This is a genomic window from Anaerofustis stercorihominis (assembly GCF_005844425.1).
GTDB classification, from domain to species: domain Bacteria; phylum Bacillota; class Clostridia; order Eubacteriales; family Anaerofustaceae; genus Anaerofustis; species Anaerofustis butyriciformans.
This window is the reverse complement of sequence record NZ_SPHL01000022.1, coordinates 1-20817: the sequence shown is the minus strand read 5'-3', so window position 1 is coordinate 20817 and position 20817 is coordinate 1. Positions and strand designations below refer to the sequence as shown.

General features: G+C 29.4%; 17 protein-coding genes and 1 pseudogene. 7 read left to right on the top strand and 11 right to left on the bottom strand.

Going from position 1 to position 20817, the window contains the following annotated elements; genetic code table 11:
- Positions 1-10 precede the first annotated feature (10 nt).
- From FGQ49_RS06780 to rnr, 3 genes are read right to left on the bottom strand one after another with little or no spacing between them, the layout of a single operon-like run.
- A complete protein-coding gene (locus tag FGQ49_RS06780) occupies positions 11-574 on the bottom strand; it encodes a tRNA (mnm(5)s(2)U34)-methyltransferase (protein ID WP_138269111.1) in 564 nt (187 codons plus the stop codon).
- Position 575: 1 nt separating this feature from the next.
- Positions 576-1292 carry a pseudouridine synthase gene (locus FGQ49_RS06775; protein ID WP_138269110.1) on the bottom strand — a complete coding sequence of 239 codons (717 nt, stop codon included), beginning with the start codon at positions 1290-1292 and terminating at the stop codon, positions 576-578.
- A gap of 28 nt (positions 1293-1320) precedes the next feature.
- The gene (rnr, locus tag FGQ49_RS06770; RefSeq protein WP_138269109.1) at positions 1321-3432 is read right to left on the bottom strand and encodes a ribonuclease R; all 2112 of its coding nucleotides are present in this window, start codon (positions 3430-3432) and stop codon (positions 1321-1323) included.
- Positions 3433-3552: 120 nt separating this feature from the next.
- Here rnr and lysA point away from each other — a divergent pair, with 120 nt between their 5' ends.
- From lysA to scpB, 4 genes are read left to right on the top strand one after another with little or no spacing between them, the layout of a single operon-like run.
- Complete coding sequence (gene lysA, locus FGQ49_RS06765) at positions 3553-4827, top strand: diaminopimelate decarboxylase (protein WP_138269108.1); 1275 nt, start codon at positions 3553-3555, stop codon at positions 4825-4827.
- A gap of 16 nt (positions 4828-4843) precedes the next feature.
- Complete coding sequence (locus FGQ49_RS06760) at positions 4844-5452, top strand: site-2 protease family protein (RefSeq protein ID WP_138269107.1); 609 nt, start codon at positions 4844-4846, stop codon at positions 5450-5452.
- Between the two features lie 9 nt (positions 5453-5461).
- Positions 5462-6181: a segregation and condensation protein A gene (locus FGQ49_RS06755; RefSeq protein WP_138269106.1), complete on the top strand. Its 720-nt coding sequence runs from the start codon at positions 5462-5464 to the stop codon at positions 6179-6181.
- Positions 6182-6189: 8 nt separating this feature from the next.
- Positions 6190-6813 (top strand): SMC-Scp complex subunit ScpB, encoded by a 624-nt coding sequence (scpB, locus tag FGQ49_RS06750; RefSeq protein ID WP_138269105.1) that lies wholly within the window; start codon positions 6190-6192, stop codon positions 6811-6813.
- A gap of 19 nt (positions 6814-6832) precedes the next feature.
- On the opposite strand, the gene FGQ49_RS06745 is transcribed toward scpB, so the two are convergent.
- Both FGQ49_RS06745 and FGQ49_RS06740 read right to left on the bottom strand, forming a co-directional pair.
- Positions 6833-7576, bottom strand: a complete 744-nt coding sequence (locus FGQ49_RS06745; RefSeq protein WP_347559329.1) for an AraC family transcriptional regulator — start codon at positions 7574-7576, stop codon at positions 6833-6835.
- Between the two features lie 266 nt (positions 7577-7842).
- Complete coding sequence (locus tag FGQ49_RS06740; protein WP_138269104.1) at positions 7843-10059, bottom strand: leucine-rich repeat domain-containing protein; 2217 nt, start codon at positions 10057-10059, stop codon at positions 7843-7845.
- 174 nt (positions 10060-10233) lie between these two features.
- Between FGQ49_RS06740 and FGQ49_RS06735 the strand changes: the two genes are divergently transcribed.
- Complete coding sequence (locus FGQ49_RS06735) at positions 10234-10509, top strand: hypothetical protein (RefSeq protein ID WP_138269103.1); 276 nt, start codon at positions 10234-10236, stop codon at positions 10507-10509.
- A gap of 5 nt (positions 10510-10514) precedes the next feature.
- Here FGQ49_RS06735 and feoB read toward each other — a convergent pair whose 3' ends face one another.
- The 6 genes from feoB to FGQ49_RS06705 form a co-directional block, all read right to left on the bottom strand.
- Positions 10515-12656, bottom strand: coding sequence for a ferrous iron transport protein B (feoB, locus tag FGQ49_RS06730; RefSeq protein ID WP_138269102.1), 2142 nt, complete (start codon positions 12654-12656; stop codon positions 10515-10517).
- A gap of 64 nt (positions 12657-12720) precedes the next feature.
- Positions 12721-12942, bottom strand: coding sequence for a FeoA family protein (locus FGQ49_RS06725; protein ID WP_138269101.1), 222 nt, complete (start codon positions 12940-12942; stop codon positions 12721-12723).
- Positions 12943-13047: 105 nt separating this feature from the next.
- A complete protein-coding gene (gene lpdA, locus FGQ49_RS06720; protein WP_138269100.1) occupies positions 13048-15057 on the bottom strand; it encodes a dihydrolipoyl dehydrogenase in 2010 nt (669 codons plus the stop codon).
- Between the two features lie 18 nt (positions 15058-15075).
- Positions 15076-16086, bottom strand: coding sequence for a dihydrolipoamide acetyltransferase family protein (locus tag FGQ49_RS06715; protein ID WP_138269122.1), 1011 nt, complete (start codon positions 16084-16086; stop codon positions 15076-15078).
- 14 nt (positions 16087-16100) lie between these two features.
- Positions 16101-17075 carry an alpha-ketoacid dehydrogenase subunit beta gene (locus FGQ49_RS06710; protein ID WP_138269099.1) on the bottom strand — a complete coding sequence of 325 codons (975 nt, stop codon included), beginning with the start codon at positions 17073-17075 and terminating at the stop codon, positions 16101-16103.
- Between the two features lie 11 nt (positions 17076-17086).
- A complete protein-coding gene (locus FGQ49_RS06705; protein ID WP_138269098.1) occupies positions 17087-18073 on the bottom strand; it encodes a thiamine pyrophosphate-dependent dehydrogenase E1 component subunit alpha in 987 nt (328 codons plus the stop codon).
- A 225-nt stretch (positions 18074-18298) separates the two neighbouring features.
- Here FGQ49_RS06705 and FGQ49_RS06700 point away from each other — a divergent pair, with 225 nt between their 5' ends.
- Together FGQ49_RS06700 and FGQ49_RS06690 are read left to right on the top strand one after the other, a co-directional pair.
- Positions 18299-19237: a sugar-binding transcriptional regulator gene (locus FGQ49_RS06700; RefSeq protein WP_138269097.1), complete on the top strand. Its 939-nt coding sequence runs from the start codon at positions 18299-18301 to the stop codon at positions 19235-19237.
- Positions 19238-19509: 272 nt separating this feature from the next.
- Positions 19510-20783 (top strand): annotated as a pseudogene (locus FGQ49_RS06690) (MATE family efflux transporter).
- Positions 20784-20817 lie beyond the last annotated feature (34 nt).

Here is a 20817-nt window from a genome sequence, read left to right as displayed (position 1 = left end):
ATTATCTCCACTATTTTATTTTTTCTATTATTATCATTCTAGGAGCATTCTCACTCCTGTTTATATGTTCAAGAAGTAATACATTAAAGTTTCTTTTAGGTAGATTTATACAATATTCTTTAACTTTTAAATATTCTTCATATCCGCCTTCATGACCAACATAAGCACATATACATATAATTCCTTTTATATTTAAAAGTGTTATGACATTTTTTAAACTTTCAACAGTGCTTTCGCTTTTGGTAACAATATGTTTATCATAACCTGGCAAATACCCAAGATTATAAACCCCAAAATCAACCTTTTCCTTAACATAATGTAATACGTTTTTATGGTTATCTTTTATTAGAACCGCATTTTTTATATTATTTTCTCTAAGAAGTTTACTCGTATTTTCCACTGCTTCATTTTGAATGTCGAAAGAATATACTTTACCTTTTTGTGATACCTTTTTTGCAAGATATAAAGTATCGTTTCCATTCCCCATTGTAAGGTCAAGTACGGTATCTCCTATTTTAACTTTACTGTTTATTATAAAATTTGTTATATCCGTAACATTATCAAATAAATTCATATTATCTTAAAAGCCTATTTACTTCATTTTTAGTAAGCTTTCTGTATTCTCCTTCTTGTAAATCTCCAAGCCCAAGTCCGTTTTCCATGGTTCTCTTTAATTTTAGTACTTTGTGCCCTACTCTTTCACACATTTTCTTTACTTGTCTTTTTCTTCCTTCAATTATGGTTATTTCTATTAAAGAGTTGTTACCAGCCATTTTAATAAGTCTTACTTTCGCTTTTGATGTTTTTTTACCGTCTATTACAACACCTTTTTTAAGCCTTTCTAATCCTTTAGAATCAATATGACCTTTTACCAAAGCTTCATATGTCTTTTCTTTTTCATATTTTGGATGAGTAAGCTTATATGCAAAATCTCCGTCATTTGTTAGAATAATAAGACCTGTAGTATCCTTATCAAGTCTTCCCACAGGGAATAATCTATGCTCTTTTTTCCCTATAATATCAACAACTGTTTCTTCTCCATATTTGCTTTTGCTGGCACTTATTACACCTGCAGGTTTATTTAACATATAGTATACTTTGCTGTTATCAAGTTCTACAGGCTTTCCAAATACTTTTACTTTATCTTTTTTCACATCAACCATCGTTGCAAGTTCTTTTACCACTTTTCCATTTAATGTAACTTTTCCGCTTGAAATAATTTCTTCGCATTTTCTTCTGGATGCAACATTACAACTTGCAAGATATTTGTTTATTCTCATTTTTTCTTCCATAACTACTCTCTCTTTAAAAACATTTATCTTATATTATACAAAATTCTACTTCTCTTTTCAATTTAGATACGCCAATTACTTTAATGTTAATTTCTTCACCCATCATATATTTTTTGCCAAATTCTCTTCCGATTAGAGAATAATGTTCTTCGTCATATATATAATAATCGTCCTTTAAATTATTAAAATATATAACGCCTTCTACACCGTTTTCTAATTTTACATACATACCTTTTTGACTGAAACCGGAAATTCTTCCTTTAAACTCTTCATCTATAAATCTATCCATATATTCACAAATAAAAATTTTATCTGCTTCTCTTTCTATTTCTTCGCTTATTCTTTCAGCTTTTGAAAGATGATTTGCTTTTTTCTCCATTTTTTCTCTTTCTTTTTCAAGGTTATCCAAATTAATGTTACCAAGTAAAATATTAGATAAAACTCTATGAACTATCAAGTCAGGATATCTTCTTATTGGAGATGTAAAATGGGTATAGTTTTGTATTGCAAGGGCAAAATGTCCTTTATTATCGGTAGTATAAACAGCTTTCTTCATACATCTTAAAAGAACGGTTTTAAAAAGCTGCTCGTTTTTATCCCCTTCTATTTCTTTTAAAAACTGCTGTAACTCTTTATTATAATGTTCGTCATGAAGTCTCAATTTATAACCAAGAGCATTTGCAAAACGAACAAAATCGGAAATTTTTTCTTTGTCCGGATGTTCATGGACTCTGTATATACCATTTACTCCCATTGATGAAAAGAATTCACAAGCTGAAGTATTTGCTATAAGCATAAACTGTTCTATTATTCTTTCCGCAATACCTCGATGTCTAATTTTAACATTCTCAACAGTTCCTTCTTTTACAATTATTTCATTTTCATCAACATCAAAATCTATATTTCCTTCTTTAAAGCGTCTTTGTCTTAAAATTTCGTAAAGCTCTTTCATTAAAAACAAATCGTCTTTATATATATAATATTCTTCTTTTAATTCTTTACTTCCTTCAAAAAGCTCGTTTACTTCATCATAAACAAATCTTGCTTTCGACATAATAATTGATTTATAGAATTCATATGATATAAGTTTACCTTGATTATTTATCCTAATGTCAACACTAAAAGCCTTTTTCTTTTCATTTGGATTTAGACTACATAAATTTTCACATAAAGCTTTTGGAAGCATTGGAATAACTCTATCAGGGAAATATACACTTGTTCCTCTTTCATATGCTTCTTTATCAATTTCACTGTTTCTTTTTACATAATTGCTTACGTCTGCAATATGAACTGACAAAATATAATCCTTACCGTCTTTTTTAATGCTAACTGCATCATCAAGATCTTTTGCCGTTATACCATCTATTGTAAAAATATTTTCTTTTGTTATATCTTTTCTTTTATTTTCAAATTTATCAAGACTATCAAAAGTAAGCTCCTTAGATTCTTTAATTGCATCTTTTGAAAAATCATTTGGGATATCATATTCATATATTAATGATTCTATTTCAATGCCGTCATCACCTTGGTGTCCTAGTACTTTTTTTATTCTTCCAACCCAATTTTTATCTTTTGGGAAATCTGTTATTTCTACAACGACCTTATCTTTATTTTTTGCATATTTTATTCCTGATTTTGGAATGTATATATCATTTGTAAATTTAGGATTATCGCTTACAACAAAGCCAAAAGTTTTTTCTTTAAAGAATGTACCGACAGTTTGTCTTTTAACCTTACTTGTTATTTCGATAATTCTTCCTTCTCTTTTTTTATCTCCTTGTTTTTCTTTTATTATTTCTACTTTTACTTTATCTCCGCTAAAAGCATCCATTGAATCACTTCCTAAGACAAATATATCCTCATCAAGCTCATCAACACTGACAAAACCAAATAAACCCTTACCTCTATCATATATTCCTTCATATACTTTATTTTTGGTAAGAGAATATCTTCCGTCAACATACTTTATCATTTTTTCGCTGATTAGATGATTTAGCGCATTAGATAAAAGATTTTTTTGATTCTTTGAATGAAGAGAAAAAATATAAGCAAAATCTTTAAATTTCATAGGCTTATAATCATCGTTATTCATTAGTAAATAAATCTGTTCGCTTAAATATATTAATTTATCATTTTTCATACAAATTATTATATACTATTTAACTAAAAATTAATATAATTTATTTAAAAAGAAATAAATATCTGATATAATGTGTAATTAAGCTAAAGAAAAAATAATTAAAATTAGGAGTTAGTAGACATGAATGAACATTTTATTTTCGCAGGTCATGATACCGTGGCGCTTGCAAAAGAATTCGGAACACCACTTTACGTTATAAGTGAAAATAAAATTGTAGAAGCCATTAATTTAATCAAAGAAAGTTTTGAAGAATACGGACTTGATTATGATATAAATTATGCCGGAAAAGCTTTTACAAATATTGCTATGGTTAAAATAATAAAACAACAAGGAATTTGTCTTGATACTGTTTCAGGCGGAGAAATTTATACAGCCTTAAAAGCAGGTCTTGACCCTAAAAAAATCTGTTTCCATGGAAGTAATAAATCAGCAGAAGAAATCAAAGAAGCTATTGAAGCAGGTGTTGGTGTTATTACAATCGACAGCCTTTATGAAATAGGTTTGGTTGGAAGAATAGTAAAGAAACTTAAAAAGGTTCAAAACGTACATTTCAGAGTTTCTCCTGGGGTTGAAGCTCATACACATGAATATATACAAACAGGAAGAATCGATTCAAAATTTGGTATACCTGTAAATATGGCTGTAAGAGCAGCAAGAATGATTATCGATGAAGAATACTTAAACTTAACAGGGGTACACTGTCATATAGGTTCTGATATTTCTTCACCTAAACCTTTTGAAATCGCAGCAACAACAATGCTTGAAATTGTATATAACATAAAAGAAATGGGTGTTGAAATTGAAGCTTTAAATCTTGGTGGTGGATTTGGAATAAACTACTTACACGATGACCCTGTATTCGATGTTGAAGAATATGTACATACAATCAGCAAAATAATAAGAAAACAATGCGATATTCTTGGAATAAAAATTCCAAAGATTATAGTTGAGCCTGGTAGATATATTATCGGTCCTGCAGGTATAACTTTATATTCAATAGGAACAATAAAAGAAATCCCTTATTTAAGAAAATATATAAGTGTTGACGGTGGTATGGCTGATAACCCAAGACCGGCTCTATATAATGCAATTTACCATGCTGTTATTGCAAATAAATACAACAAAGAAGCAAATGAACTTTATACTGTAAGTGGTAAATGCTGTGAAACAGATACTCTTATTAAAGATATCCTTCTTCCAAAAGCAGCACCTGGAGATATTCTTGCAGTATTAAACACAGGAGCATATAACTATTCAATGTCAAGTCATTATAACAGACTTAAAACTCCTCCTGTTGTACTTTTAAAAGATGACAAAGCAGAATTAATGGTAAAAAGAGATACTTATGAAAATCTAATTCAAAACGATGTAGTTCCAAGCTGGCTTGAGGACTAACTAAAAAGGAGATGTAATGAATTTATTTAGTAGTCAAAATTTAATACAAATGTTATATATGCTTATTCCAATTATATTGGCACTTAGTGTTCATGAATTTGCACATGCATTTGTAGCGGATAAAATGGGCGATCCTACTGCAAGGATTTCTGGAAGAATGACAATGGACCCAACAAGTCATGTAGATATTTTAGGGTTTCTTGCTCTACTATTCTTTGGATTTGGATGGGCAAAACCAGTTCCAATTAACCCAATGAATTTCAAAAAAAGAAAATTAGGAATGATACTTGTAAGTTTAGCAGGACCTTTATCTAATTTGATACTAGCCATAATTTTCTCAATTTTATATAAATTTGTTGCACCTATGTTTGATATTTTAGCTTTATATTATATCTTACAATACGGAGTAATAATAAATATATCTTTAATGATATTTAATCTTATTCCTGTGCCACCTCTTGATGGTTCGAAAATACTTGCAAGCTTGCTACCTTATAAGTATGAAGCTAAATTTTATGAGTATGAAAGATATTTATATATTATACTTATAGTTTTACTTATTACCGGAGTAATAGGAATTATATTATCTCCTCTAATGATGCCGTTTTTAAATATACTGCTTTAAAGGAGTATTATGAAAGAAAATATTTTACATTTAAGTAGTTTTGAAGGTCCTCTGGACCTTCTACTTCATTTAATACATAAAAATGAAATAGATATATATGATATTCCAATTGTTGAAATAACAAAACAATATTTAGATTATATATATAAATTTAACGATTTAGATATGGAAGTTGCCAGTGAATTTGTTGTAATGGCATCTACATTACTGGAAATAAAATCAAAAATGCTTCTTCCTGTTGAGGTAGATGAAAATGATGAAGAAATCGACCCAAGAGAAGAACTTGTAAACAGACTTATTGAATATAAAGCATTTAAAGAGCTTACTAAAAACTTAAAAGAAAGCGAACAAGTTTACAATAAGTCCCTTACAAAAGATCCGGAATATTTCAGTGAAATAAAAGATGAATATGTTGTAAAAGACATAGATATATCCCTACTTGCAAAAGCTCTTAGAAATATTCTTGTAAAACATCAATTAAGAGTAAACGAAATAAGTGACCATCAAACAATAGAAACAGATACTTTTTCTGTTGACGATTCTATCTTAACCATATCTAAAATACTTGAAACAGAAAACAAGATAAGTTTTCTATCATTATTTAAAAATAATCATAAAAAAGGATATATTATTGCAACATTCCTTGCAACATTAGAACTGTTAAAAATCAATGCCGTAAAACTTACACAATCGGAAGTATACGGAGATATTTTATTAGAAAAGATTTAGGAGTAAAGATGAGCGAAACAAATAATAACGAGTTTATAAACAAAGATGAAAATGAACTTTTACATATTATTGAGAGTATTTTATTTGCTGTAGGAGATAAAGTGCATATTGATACAATAAAAAAAGTACTTAATATTAATGAAAAATATGCAACATCTTTACTAAAAAAATTACAAAGCGAATATGATTATAACATGAGAGGTGTAAAGTTAGTTAGAACAGATGATACATATCAACTAACAACACGAAGTGAATACTTTGATTATGTAAAACAAGTTCTTACAAATTATAATACTACAAACCTCTCACAAGCAGCTTTAGAAACACTTGCAATAGTCGCATATAAACAACCTGTTACAAGACTGGATATTGAGCTTGTAAGAGGGGTTAAATCCAGCAGTTCTTTAGACTTATTAATCGACAGAGGACTTGTTGAACAAGCTGGAAGATTAGAAGACGTAATAGGAAAACCTATGAGTTTTAAAACAACGAAAGAATTTTTAAGACTTGCGGGAATAGAAAAAATATCTGAACTACCTGATTTTGAAAACTTTATTAATGATTTGGAAAATCATATAGACGAACAAATGGAAGAATCAGGAGAACAATTAATGTTTACTGAAAAAATATAAAGACCTCTAAAGAGGTCTTTTATTTTTCCTTTACAGAAATCCATATTTCACATTTATAATCTTCACTTAAAATATCATCACTATAATATACTTCTATACACATTCCTCCGTAAGGTTGAAACTTACTTGTAGGGAAAAATTCTGTATATATTCTTTTATACAATTCTTCAAATGCCTCTGGCATTTTCCCTACACAAGGAAATACTGCCCAAGTATTTTTTGGAACATTTTCAAGAGATAATTCTTCATTTACTTTTCCCCCATTATATAAAGTCCCAATTGCATAATCAAAATCTCCCTTTGTTGGATCGTCAAAACATACTCCCACTATTGCTCCCTTAAACATACTATCGGGTTTAATGTAGGAACATAATTTTTTAATAGTGCCATCTTCAAAATATGTCTGCCAAGTTTTTTTTATATTTTTATTGCTTATTTTCTTACCCCCTCCATACCTTGCTCTTTTGGCAATAATAGTAAATTCACCTGTTTTTTCAATTCTGTAATTCATGTCTTTTCCTCCTTCTATTACAATTTTTATGGAAAGTTTAGAAAAAGATTTTAAATTTGAATTACCGCTTTTTACTTGACTTGGACTAATTCCATGAAATTTAGTAAAAGCTCTGCTAAAAATTTCACAGGAATTATAGCCGTATTTTAAGGCTACATCTATAACCTTCACGTTTTTATTATAAAGTTCTTCCGCTGCCAAAGATAACCTTCTATTTCTTATATATTCCCCTATTGTATATCCACAAATAATTTGAAATATTCTTTAAAAATAAAACCTTGAAGAACAAGCAACTTCTGCAATTTTATCATAATCAATATCTTCTGTTATATTATCTTCCATGTAATTTATTGCATTTTGTAATCCATCTATCAAATTCATACTCTTTCCTCCTTCCATGATAGATAATATTATAGCAAGAAAAGAAATGAACTTCATGATTTACAGTGCCGTTAAATGATATGAAAATATTATATACAAAAAAAGACACACATAAGTGTGTCTTTTAAATTTATTTATTATTCAGCTATACAAATAATATCATTTTCTTTAGCATAAGCTTCAGCTTTTGAACCTTTATTTACAAACATGTATAGGTTATCGCAAGCTTTAAATGCGTGTTCTCCTATTTCAGTATCGCTACCTTCAATAGTTACACTGTTTAAGTTCTTACAATAGTTGAATATATATCTTCCCATTTTTTGAACATTTTTACCGATTGTTGCAGATGTAAGTCCGCTGCATCCATCAAATGTTCTTTCACCTAAATATTCAACACTATCAGGAATTCTTATTGTTTGTAAGCTAATACAATCATAGAAAGCAAAACCTGAAATATGTTTCATACCTTCTGGAATGATAAAATCTTTAAGACTTGCACAGTTATTGAAAGCACCTACTCCAAGTTGTTCGACACTGCTTGGAAGTGTAATATATTCAAGATTTGTACAACCATCAAATGCATATGCACCAATACTTTTTACACTTTCAGGAATTGTTATGCTTTTAAGTCCTGTAAATCCTGCAAAAGTATAATCACCTATATTTTTAACACCGCTTGGAACTGCAAGTTGAATTAAACTTCTACATCCAAAGAATGCTTCTCTTCCTATTTCTTCAACTGTTTTTGGAAGTGATAAACTTGAAATTCTATCACAGTAACTGAATGCTCTTTCTTCTATTTTCTTAACTCCACTTGGAATTACGACAGCACCTTTTACAAATGGACAACAAATTACTGTTGTTTTTTCTTTATCAAATAAAATATTGCTTTCACTTGAATATTTCTTATTATCTTCATCAACAGTAAGTGTTGTTAAATTTTTACATCCTGAGAATACTTCAATGCCAATTTCTTCAACACTTTCAGGAATATAAATATCTTTAAGTCCCGTGCATTTATGGAAAGCAAGTCTGCCTATTCTTGTAACACCGTTTTTAATGTTAACTTGTTTTAAATCAGAACATAAGAAGAATGCATAATCATCAATACCACCTCTTGTTATTGTTACTTCTTTTAAAGAAGCAGGAACATCAGTTTCATTTTCATAATAAGAACTTGCCCCAAATAAATATCCAAGATAAGTATTTTTTTCTTCACTTTCACCAATGAATGGAAGTGTTAATCTTTCAAGTCTCCAACATCCGTTAAATACGCTTCTCTTAATTTCTTTTACGCTGTCTGGAATAACCATATCTATAATATGTCTACAACCGCTAAATGCGCCTGCACCAATACTTTCAACGCTGTTAGGAATATTGATTTGTTCCAAACTCTTACATCCGTCAAAAGCAGAATTTCCAATACTTGTAATACCATCTAAAATATCAATACTTTCAAGATTTACACAACCTAGGAAAGCTCTTGGTCCTATTGCAGTTACATTTGGTTGAATATCAACTTCATCTTTTCCACCAGGACAACATAAAAGTGTTGTTTGATCTTTATTATATAAAACACCATTTACACTTGAATAATATTCATTTTCTTCATCAACATTTATACATTCTAAATTTGAACAGTTTGCAAAAACATATGCGCCGATTTTTTCAACTGTTTTTGGAATAAATAATCTTTTAAGTCCGTTTGCTCCATCAAATGCATAATCGCTTATGCTTTTTAGACTTGTTGGAAGGAAAATTTCTTCAAGATTTGAACATCCGTCAAATGCACAAATACCTATGCTTTCCAAGCTTTCAGGTAATTTAATTGTTTTAAGCCCAGTACAATTTGAAAAAGCATAACCGCCAATGCTTGTTAAGCTATTAGGCAAGTTAATTTCTTTAAGAGATGTACATCCATGGAAAGCAAATAAATCAATATTTTCCACTGTATCCGGAATTGTTACGCTTCTTAGTCCTGAGCAACCGTAAAATACGTAGTATCCAATACTTTTCATACTTCTTGGAATTACAACTTCTTCCAAAGATTCACACATATAAAAAGCAATATTACCTATTTTTTCAAGTCCTTCAGGAAAAATTATTTTCTTTAAACTTGAACATTCTTTAAATGCATTGTTTCCTATTATTTTAAGAGTAGATGGAAGTACAACTTCTTCCAAATTTTTACATTTATCAAATGCTCTGTTCCCTATAACAGTTACACCTTCAGAAATAATAACTTTTTTTAAGTTATTACAGTCTTTAAAAGCTTTTTCTTCAATTACTTTTATATCTGCAGGAACTGTATATTCACTAACACAACTTGCTTCTGTTTTATTTATTTTACACATTATAATATCTCCTATCTAATAATTATATAATTAGATTAAAAACTCTTTTATATACAAAAATAGTACCACATTTTAATTTTTTTATCAATAATTTACTACCTTTATTTACTATATTTATGGTAAATAGTTATATATACTTTCGTATTAAAAATTTTGTAAAGGAAGATAAAAAATATGAATGAAAAAAAATTAAATGGTATTCGTTTTAATGTTGTAAAATATTTAAGCAATATAATTGGACTTGAGAATCTTTTATTATTTGAAAATAAAAAGAGAGATAAAAAAAGATTATCAAAGAAGATAAAAATTTATTATAATTTGATTTACAAAGAAATTTCACCACTAAAAGAAGAAAATATAAATATACAAAATGTTTTTTCTTTTCTTAGTGGTGAATACAATAATGTACTAAAAAAAGTTTTAAAATATTATAAAATTGAAAATAAATAATATTATTATATAAAAAACAAATTAAATATTAAATTTGTAAACATACATAACATAACCCCTAAAAAAGTTGGAATTAAAAAAGATAAAACAGTATATTTTATACTTTTTGTTTCAGCTTTTATTGTCATTAAAGTAGTGGCGCAAGGGAAATGCAAAAGCATAAATATCATAACATTTATTGCTGTAAATATTGTCCAGCCGTTTTGAATTAAAATATTTCCTATTTGCATGGTACTTTCTATATCAACAATACTTCCATTACCAAGATAACACATTAAAATAATAGGAAGAACTATTTCATTTGCGGGAATACCAAGAATAAAAGCTGTTAAAATATAACCATCTAGTCCCATAAGCTTTGCAAATGGGTCTAAAAAATTTGCTACAAAACCTAAAATGCTAATATCTCCTATTGTAATATTTGCCATAAGCCATATTACTATTCCCGCAGGGGCAGCAAAAATTATAGCCCTATATAAAACATATAAAGTTCTATCAAATATGGACCTTATTATTATGCCTGTTACTTTTGGTTTTCTAAAAGATGGAAGTTCCAAAGCCAAAGTTGAAAGTGCTCCTTTTAAAAAAGTAACCGATAAAAATTTTGAAACAACAAAAGTCATAAAAACACCCAGTAATACAACAAGTAAAACCGTTAAAGTACATAATATTGATTTTTTAAAATTTAAACCAACACCACCTATAAATACTGTTGCAACCGTAATTAAAAAAGGAAAACGTCCATTACAAGGAACAAATACATTTGTAATAATAGCTATAAGTCTCTCCCTTGTAGAATTTATAATCCTACATCCAACAACTCCGGCTGCGTTACAGCCAAATCCCATACACATTGTCAAAGCCTGCTTGCCGGATGCACATACACATTTAAAACATCTATCCAAATTAAATGCAATTCTTGGAAGATAGCCAAGGTCTTCCATAATCGTAAACAATGGAAAAAAAATTGCCATAGGCGGTAACATTACACTTATAACCCAGGTTAATGTATTATACATACCATCTAACAACATGCCCTTAAAAAATACAGGAATATTCATATAATTAAACAAATCATATAGTTTAATTCCTATAAAAGAAAAAAACTTAGAAAGTATTTCCGACGGATAGTTTGCTCCATATATTGTAATCCAGAAAATCAAACAAAGGAAACCCAGCATTATAGGTATTCCAAATAATTTTGAAGTTAGAATTTTATCGATCGTTCGGTCTCGCTCGTTATAATTTCTGTTATTAAAACGGATTACTTTAGAACATAAAAATTCGTTATTTTTAAGTATAGTTTGCATAATCATTTCAGTAAAATTATATGATAAACATTCATTTAATCTATTTTTTTCATAATCAATTACTTCTTTAAGCTTAGCATTATTTTTTAAATCAATTTCCAAATATTCTTCAATTGAATTTAAAATTTTTTTATTATCTTCAATAAGCTTTAATGATATCCACCTTTTGATATATGTATTTTTTAAATCATATCCCTCTAGGACAGAAGATATATGCTCTATTGCATTTTCTATTTTTATGTCATATTTAATATTACTTGGTGTTATTTTTATTTCATCTACACAAATACGATAAATTTCTTCTGTTAAATCAAATAAAGTCTTTTTATATTTAGCACTTACTCCTACAACCGGCACACCAAGATACTCACTTAAAAGTTTTAAATTAATATTTATTCCTTTTTTCTTTGCTTCATCAAGTAAATTCACACATACAATAACATTATTTGTTATTTCCATAACTTGATAAACTAAATTTAAATTTCTTTCAAGACAAGTTGCATCTACAACAACCACCATTAAATCAGCTTTACCAAAACAAATATAATCTCTCGCTATTTCTTCTTCTTTCGAATTTGACATTAAAGAATAAGTTCCGGGAATATCTACCAAAAGAAAGCTTTTATTCTTATACTTATATTCTCCTATAGCATTGCTTACTGTTTTACCAGTCCAATTCCCTGTATGTTGATGCATACCTGTCAAAGCATTAAATACTGTAGACTTACCAACATTGGGATTTCCACAAAGACCTATGGTAAAATCACATCCGACAACTCTTTCAAATACATCTTTTTTTAATAACTTAGAACCTGTTGAACCTAAAGTTAGCCCCATAAAATCACCTCTTTATGCTTCCTAATAATAGAATATGCATAAAGAGGTTTTTGGTTACAAATAATCAATATACATAAATTTTATCACTGTCTTCTTTTCTAAGGGCTATAATACTTCCTCTTATTTCATATGCAACAGGATCATTTAAAGGACTTTTAAATATAGGTTTTATTTTTGTTCCGTTTATAAGTCCTAAGTCTAAAAATCTTCTTTTATCATCTTTATTTGCACATATTTTTTTTACTTTTTTTGTCTGCCCTATTTTTACATTAGTTAATTTTATCATATAAATATTCTCCTGATTATACATTACATTATATGAACTTGAATAAAATTTTGTTATAAGACAATAAAAAAAGAGCTTGAATTTATCAAGCTCTTTAATTAATACTTATCCATGTATCATTTTACCTTTAATACCTTCACATGCTTCCATAAAACCTTCTGATAAAGTAGGATGAGCAAAAGTAATATTGGCAATTTCTTCACTTGTAGCTTCAAGATCCATTGCAATTGCACCTTGTGCAACTATATCTGAAGCATTAAGTCCTACAATATGAACACCGATTATTTCATCAAAGCGTTCATCTGTAATAACTTTTACAAATCCGGTTGTATCATTCATTGCAAGTGCTTTTCCAACTCCTGCGAAAGGCATCTTGCTTGTTTTATATGGAATACCAAGTTCTTTTGCTTGTTTTTCATTTAAACCAATCCAAGCAACTTCAGGTATTGTAAATACGCAAGAAGGAATCATGCTGTAATCAACTTCTTCACCTTCTCCGAATAAATCTTCTGCAACAACAATACCTTGTCTGCTTGCGGTATGAGCAAGCATAACTTTACCTGTAACATCACCGATAGCATAAATATTGTCAATACTTGTTTTTAATTTATTGTCAATTTCAATAAATCCTTTAGCACTTACAACAATATTTACATTACTTGCAACTTTAACAGGTTTTCTACCAACAGACATAAGTACACAGTCAGCTTTAACTTTAGTACCATCAGATAATACTACATTACCGCCTTCTATCTTGGTTGCACCTTTTCCTGTTATAATATCTATACCGTGGTTTCTAAGTTCTTTGTCAACTACGTTAATAACATCATCATCTGCCATTGCAAGAATGCTGTCAAGCATTTCAACTATTGTTACTTTAACACCAAATTCATTCATTACACCGGCTAATTCAACACCGATAACACCACCACCGATAATTACCAAGTCTTTTGGTAACTTATCTAAGTTAAGTATTTTTTCAGAATCGAAAATTTCAACACTGTTATCAGTTTCAATAGGAATCATAACAGATTCACTACCACAAGCTACAACAATATTATCTACGCTGTATGAATCATTACCTACCAAGATTTCATGGTTTGTATTGATTACTGCTTCGCCCATAACAACATCAACTTTATGACGTTTTAATAAACCTTTTACACCGCCTGTAAGTTTTGATACAACTTTATTTTTTCTATCTAAAACTTTAGACCAGTTTACATTGAAGGAATCAATTTCAATACCCATTTCATCAGCATGTTTTATTTCTCTTAAAACTTCTGCATTTTTTACATATGATTTTGTAGGAATACATCCTTTATTTAAACATACCCCACCTATATTTTCTTTTTCAAATATAACTACTTTTGCTCCAAGTTGAGCAGCTCTTATAGCACAAACATATCCTCCAGGACCTGCCCCGATAACAGCTAAATCATAATCATATTCTTTTTCTTGTTTTTTAGGTTTTGATTCAACTTTTTTATCTGGGTTTGTAAGCATTTGAGCTTGTTCTTTTGTTGGAGGAGTTGAACCTTTTTTACCTATAAACATTATAGGTTCATTTACTTTTACATTATCTCCTTCTTCAACATATAAAGCAAGAACTGTTCCGTCAGCTGTTGGATTATCAACTTCCAAAGCAACCTTACCCGTTTCAACTTCTACAACTATATCGCCTCGTTTTATATCATCCCCTACTTTACACATCCATTTTAGAATTTCTCCTTCTTCCATAGACATATCAAGTTTTGGCATTAACATAAATTTACCGTCAAAATCATCCATTGAAACATCACCGGAAGAATTTGATTCTTCTTTTACTTCTTCATCTTTACCCATGGCTTCTTCTTTTGTAGGAGGAACTTCGCCATCTTCTCCAATATACATTATAGGAGTATTTACTTTTACATCCTCTCCTTCTTCAACATATAAAGCAAGAACTGTCCCATCAGCTGTTGGATTATCAACTTCCAAAGCAACCTTGCCCGTTTCAACTTCTACGACTATATCGCCTCTTTTTATCTTATCTCCTACTTTACACATCCATTTTAGAATTTGACCTTCTTCCATAGACATGTCAAGTTTTGGCATTAACATATATTTTCCCATATTAAAACATTCTCCTGATTAAATTATTATACCTATAGGATTGCTTAAAACTTCATTTAAAGTATTTAAGAAACCAACAGCATCCATACCGTCCAATACCCTATGATCTATTGTTATACTAAATCCTGTAAATGTTCTTACAACAATTTCTCCGTCAACAACAGCAGGCATTTGAGAAGTTCTTCCTACCCCAAGAATTGCAACTTCACCAGGATTGATTATTGGTGTAAAGAAATTATTTACACTTCTACCTGTATTACTGATTGTAAAAGTCGCACCTCTATAATATTTACCGCTTAATTTATTTGCTCTTGCTTGAGGTACAATTTCGCTTCTTTCGTCACAAATATCAAAGATATTTTTGTTTTCAACACCATTGAAAACAGGAACTACAAGCCCATCTTCTTGAGCAACAGCCAAACCTATATTTACTGTACTTCTTCTATGAATTTCTTTTCCGTCAAAGTTTGCATTTACTTTAGGACATCTTTGTAAAGTCATACAAACAGCTTTCATTAATAAATCAGTAACGGTAAGTTTTTTATTATATTTTTCTTTAAATACAGCTTTGGTTTTTTCAAATATATTCATAAATTCCGTTGTATCTATATCTGCAAAATGAGATACTTGAGGAGCATTTAACATTGATGTCATCATGTTATCTCCGATTGCTTTTCTCATTCCTTTATATGGAATAACTTTATCTTCAAGAATAGGAGCATTAACAACAGTAGCGTTTTCCAATGCTGTTTTTTCTTCTTTTTCCAAACCAACGGCACTCATTACATCATTTTTCGTTATTTTATTATTAGAATAAGCTACATCTTTAACGTCAACATCGTAATAATTCATAACATTCTTTGCAACCGGGGTAATCTTAACTCCCTTTTCTCTCATAACAGGAAGAACATTTTCCAAATCTTTTAATACGATTGCACCATATTTGCCACTGCCAACCACATTTGCAAGATCAATATTTTTCTCTTTTGCATAAACTCTGGCAGCAGGAGTTGCTAATATTTTACTCATATTACCACCCTCCTTTACATCATTTCTTTTACTTTTGCTACAATATCATCAACAGAAGGAACAATTTGTTTTTCTATAATTGGATTGTAAGGTACAGGAATTTCCATTCCACCAAGTCTTTCAACAGGAGCATCCAAATGATAGAAAGCTTCACTTTCGTTTATTGTTGAAACTATTTCTCCACCAAAACCTCCGAATTTTGGAGCTTCGTAAACTACCAACGCTTTTCCTGTTTTGCAAACAGAATTAATTATTGTTTCTGTATCTAATGGTCTTAGTGTTCTAACATCCACAACTTCACAGTTTATTCCTTCTTCAGCTAATTTTTCTGCCGCTTCCAAACAGAAAAGTAAAGTTCTTGACCATGCAACAAGTGTTATATCGCTACCTTCTTTTTTAATATCAGCTTTGCCAAGTTCGATAGTATATTCTTCTTCAGGAACTTCACCGTTTGTTCTATATAAAAGTTTATTTTCAAAGAAGCATACAGGATTATCATCTCTAATTGCTGATTTTAATAAGCCTTTTGCATCATAAGGAGTTGCAGGCATAACAACTTTAAGTCCAGGTGTATTTAAGAATAAAGCTTCAAGACATTGTGAATGTTGTGCAGCAGCACCTGTTCCAGAACCAAATGGAGTTCTAAGAACCAATGGAGCTTTTACTTGACCACCTGTCATAAATCTATATTTGGCAGCACCGTTTACGATAGGTTCAACAGCTAATGAAACAAAGTCACCAAACATAATTTCTACAATAGGTCTAAGTCCAAACATTGCCATACCAAAAGCTGCATATGTAAAACCTGTTTCGGAAATTGGAGTATCAATTACTCTTTCTTTTCCAAATTCATCAAACATTCCTCTGCTTACTCCGAAGCAACCACCATATAAACCTATATCTTCACCTAAGAAATACACATTTTCATCTCTACGCATTTCTTCGCTCATTGCGTCTTTTATTGCTTGTAAATAAGATATTTTTCCCATTTTATTTCCTCCTACTCAGCATAAACATAACTCATCGCTTCATCAACAGAGATGATTTTGTCCACTTTCTTTGCTTTTTCAGCAGCATCTTCAATTTCTTTTTCTATCTTTTTATTTAATTCTTCAAATTCTTCTTGTGTAATCATGCCTTGTTCTATCATATAATTTTTTTGTCTTTCGATAGCATCATGATTTTTCTTCATATCTTCTTCTTCGTCTTTTGTTCTGTATTTTCTTTGGTCTGATTTTGAATGTCCAAGGTATCTATATGTTTTAAATTCTAATAGATAAGGTTTACATTCTTCTCTGCAATATTCACTGGCTTCCATAACAGCTTCCATAACGGCAAGTACGTCCATTCCGTCAACTACTTTAGATTTTATGTTAAAGCCTTCTCCTCTAACTGCAATATCTTCAACCGGTACTGTGAATTTTGCTGGTGTAGACATTCCGTATCTATTGTTTTCACAGCAAAGTAAAACAGGTACATCCCAAATACTTGCAAGGTTCATTCCTTCAAGCACCATTCCTTGATTTGAAGCACCGTCACCAAAGAATGCGGCAACACAATTTTTCTTTCCTTGTTTTTTAAGTGCAAATGCAACACCTACGGCTGTTGGAACACCTGCACCTACGATTGCAGAACTTCCAAGGTTACAATGTTCTAAATCAATATAATGCATTGAACCGCCAAGTCCTTTACAACCACCTTCATAATTTGCAAAAAGTTCACAAAACATATTATAAGGAGTTGCACCTTTAGCAAGACAATGTCCGTGTCCTCTATGTGTAGGAACAATCCAGTCATCTTCCTTAAGACCTAAACTAATTCCTGCATGACAAGCTTCTTCACCAACTCCAAGGTGAGTTGTACCGTGAATCAATCCAGCCATAAACATTTCGTTTACTTTTAGTTCAAAATGTCTAGAAGTAAGCATTGTTTTTAAGACTTTTAGCATTTCGTTTTTGTCTTTTTTTCTTTCTTCAAACGTCATCATTTTTAATCCTCCTATTTTTTAATGCTGTTAGAAAAAATTTTCTTAAACGAGCATTTGTTTACAAAAGTAACAAATGACTTTCTCTTTAAACACATTGTAAAGCATTACAATTGAAATTTCAACTATAATTTGTACCAATTTTAACTTTTTTTAAAAATAATTTAACACATTTGCTCAATATTATGATATAATTTAGAAAAATAACATTTGTTATGGAGGTTGGTTATGGCAGTTGAAGAAAAAATCCTTACAAAGATAGCATATTACTATTATAAACAAGAATTAACCCAAAGTGAAATTGCACAAAGATTACACATGTCTAGACAAAGAGTAAACAGACTTCTTAAAAAAAGCAGAGAACTTGGAATTGTTGACATCAACATTAAAGGATATGAAGAATATCTTATTAATCTTGAATCAGAAATAGAAAAGAAGTTCTCACTAAAAAGAGTAATGGTTGCACAGCCTCAAGAAGACGAAGATATATTCCATTCGCTTGGTAGAGCCGGAGTAGAGCTGGTAACTGATTTACTTGAAGATAATTTAACAATAGGTATATCATGGGGAAGAACAATATACAATACAGTAAATTATTTTCCTGCATTAAAAGGTAAATACAAAAATATTAAAGCGCTTCAATTGGTTGGAAGTCTTAACAATCTTGGAGATACACGCCTAACAAATGACATAACAAAAAACTTTGCAGAAAAAATAGATGCAAAAGCATACTATATGTTTGCACCTACATTTGTTTCAAAAAAAGAAACAAAACAAACTTTAATGCAAGAAGAAAGTTTAAAAAAATTATTCAACCTATTTAATTACTGCGATATAATTCTTGGCAGTGTTGGTTTAATGGCAAGTTCAACCTCTTCTCTAAAAGAACAGTTTTTAAACCCAAAAGACTACAACGAATTAAAAGAAAAAGGCGCAGTAGGAAATATTTGCTTAAACTATTTTGACAAAGACGGGAATAAAATAGACTGCGATTTTAATAATAGAGTAATGTCTATTGATATAGATGCAATAAAAAGAAGTAAAAACGTCGTATGTATTACAGGAGGAGAAGATAAACACGAAGCAATTCTTGCAGCTTTAAAAGGTAAATATATTAATACTCTTGTAATTGATAAAGATACGGCAGACTATATAATGAATCATTAGTATCCTTAAAGGAGATAAAAATGAAACTTTGCATAATCTATGCTTCGTATAAATTAAGTTTTGATAAAACATTATACGAAGCCAAAAATAAAAGATTTTTAAAATAAAAATCCTATTTCATGTTTTAATATTATGAAATTCTTATTTTAATACAAATTTAAAGGCTTAGGATAATGTTTTATCTTAGGTCTTTTATTTATATATCAAGATAAGGAGAATAACATGAAAAAAGAATATAAAATAAATAATAAATTAATTAAACTTGCTTTACCATTATTTTTATTAATATATTACAACAGCTTTACTCAGTTGTTGATATTGCTTTTGTAGGAAATATTGTGGGTAAAAATGCTATAACGGCACTTAGTAGTGCAATAATGATTTCATTCATAATAAATTCTGTTTGCATGGGAATAACAACAGGTGCCAGCGTTATGATTTCAAAATTTAACGGGGAACATAATAAAGAAAATATAAAACATACCATAGCTACGTTGTTTTCACTTTCCGTAATTATATCTTTTATGCTTACTATAATCATCTTATTATCGCATAAAACATTTTTGAGTTTATGAATGTACCTTTAAGTGCATTAAATTATGCAAATAATTATATAAAAATAATTTCCTTTGGAATTATTTTTACTTTTGGATATAATGCAGTCTATTCAATTCTTAAAGGATATGAAGATTCTTTAAGTTGTTTATTTTTTGTGATACTTTCAACCTTAGTAAATATATTTTTAGATTATATATTTATTTATAAATTAAATTTAGAAGTAAAAGGAGCAGCTTTTGCGACAGTAATTTCACAAGGAATATCTTTCTTTTGTTCTTATATATATTTAAGAAAAAAACTATTATTAAAAATAAGATATAAACATATGTATATGAAAAAATATTACGTGATAAATATAATAAAAATCGGATTACCTTGTGCAGTACAAATGACTATTTTAAATATTTCGTATTTAATAATTACAAAAATATTAAATGGATATGGAACAACAATAGCATCAGCAGCAGGAATAGGACTAAAGATAAATACTTTTGCTGCCTTACCATGCTGGGCAATAGGTCAAGCTGTAATAAATTTAATATCTTATTATTATGGAGCAAGAAACATTAATAACATAAAAAAAACAATTCATCTTTCTATAATTTATGCAATATTAAGTTGTTTTATACTTATTATGATTTTCCAAATATATGCTTATAAAATTATAGGCATATTCACAACTGATATAAAGGTTATAAGTGAAGGAGTAAAATATTTAAGAATATGCTGTTCAATAAATTTTATATCCTATGCAGTAATGTATATTATGGATTCATTTATGACAGGAGTATCAGATTCCTTTACGGCAATGCTAAACTCAATTCTTCAAGCAGTTATAATACGAGTTTCCTTAAGCATAATATTAATAGAAATATTTAATTTATCTTTCATAGGAATATATATTGCAGAATTCATCTCCCCTATTATTCCAATGGTTGTTGGAATAATATATTATTTACGTTTTATAAAAACAAAAGAGATAGTTTAAACTATCTCTTTTCTTATGAACTTTAACATTATAT

What these genes read in the sequence shown, in the direction of transcription:
- FGQ49_RS06780 (WP_138269111.1), bottom strand. Translation starts at nt 574, where the DNA reads ATGAATTTATTTGATAATGTTACGGATATAACAAATTTTATAATAAAC.
- FGQ49_RS06775 (WP_138269110.1), bottom strand. Translation starts at nt 1,292, where the DNA reads ATGGAAGAAAAAATGAGAATAAACAAATATCTTGCAAGTTGTAATGTT.
- rnr (WP_138269109.1), bottom strand. Translation starts at nt 3,432, where the DNA reads ATGAAAAATGATAAATTAATATATTTAAGCGAACAGATTTATTTACTA.
- lysA (WP_138269108.1), top strand. Translation starts at nt 3,553, where the DNA reads ATGAATGAACATTTTATTTTCGCAGGTCATGATACCGTGGCGCTTGCA.
- FGQ49_RS06760 (WP_138269107.1), top strand. Translation starts at nt 4,844, where the DNA reads ATGAATTTATTTAGTAGTCAAAATTTAATACAAATGTTATATATGCTT.
- FGQ49_RS06755 (WP_138269106.1), top strand. Translation starts at nt 5,462, where the DNA reads ATGAAAGAAAATATTTTACATTTAAGTAGTTTTGAAGGTCCTCTGGAC.
- scpB (WP_138269105.1), top strand. Translation starts at nt 6,190, where the DNA reads ATGAGCGAAACAAATAATAACGAGTTTATAAACAAAGATGAAAATGAA.
- FGQ49_RS06740 (WP_138269104.1), bottom strand. Translation starts at nt 10,059, where the DNA reads ATGTGTAAAATAAATAAAACAGAAGCAAGTTGTGTTAGTGAATATACA.
- FGQ49_RS06735 (WP_138269103.1), top strand. Translation starts at nt 10,234, where the DNA reads ATGAATGAAAAAAAATTAAATGGTATTCGTTTTAATGTTGTAAAATAT.
- feoB (WP_138269102.1), bottom strand. Translation starts at nt 12,656, where the DNA reads ATGGGGCTAACTTTAGGTTCAACAGGTTCTAAGTTATTAAAAAAAGAT.
- FGQ49_RS06725 (WP_138269101.1), bottom strand. Translation starts at nt 12,942, where the DNA reads ATGATAAAATTAACTAATGTAAAAATAGGGCAGACAAAAAAAGTAAAA.
- lpdA (WP_138269100.1), bottom strand. Translation starts at nt 15,057, where the DNA reads ATGGGAAAATATATGTTAATGCCAAAACTTGACATGTCTATGGAAGAA.
- FGQ49_RS06715 (WP_138269122.1), bottom strand. Translation starts at nt 16,086, where the DNA reads ATGAGTAAAATATTAGCAACTCCTGCTGCCAGAGTTTATGCAAAAGAG.
- FGQ49_RS06710 (WP_138269099.1), bottom strand. Translation starts at nt 17,075, where the DNA reads ATGGGAAAAATATCTTATTTACAAGCAATAAAAGACGCAATGAGCGAA.
- FGQ49_RS06705 (WP_138269098.1), bottom strand. Translation starts at nt 18,073, where the DNA reads ATGATGACGTTTGAAGAAAGAAAAAAAGACAAAAACGAAATGCTAAAA.
- FGQ49_RS06700 (WP_138269097.1), top strand. Translation starts at nt 18,299, where the DNA reads ATGGCAGTTGAAGAAAAAATCCTTACAAAGATAGCATATTACTATTAT.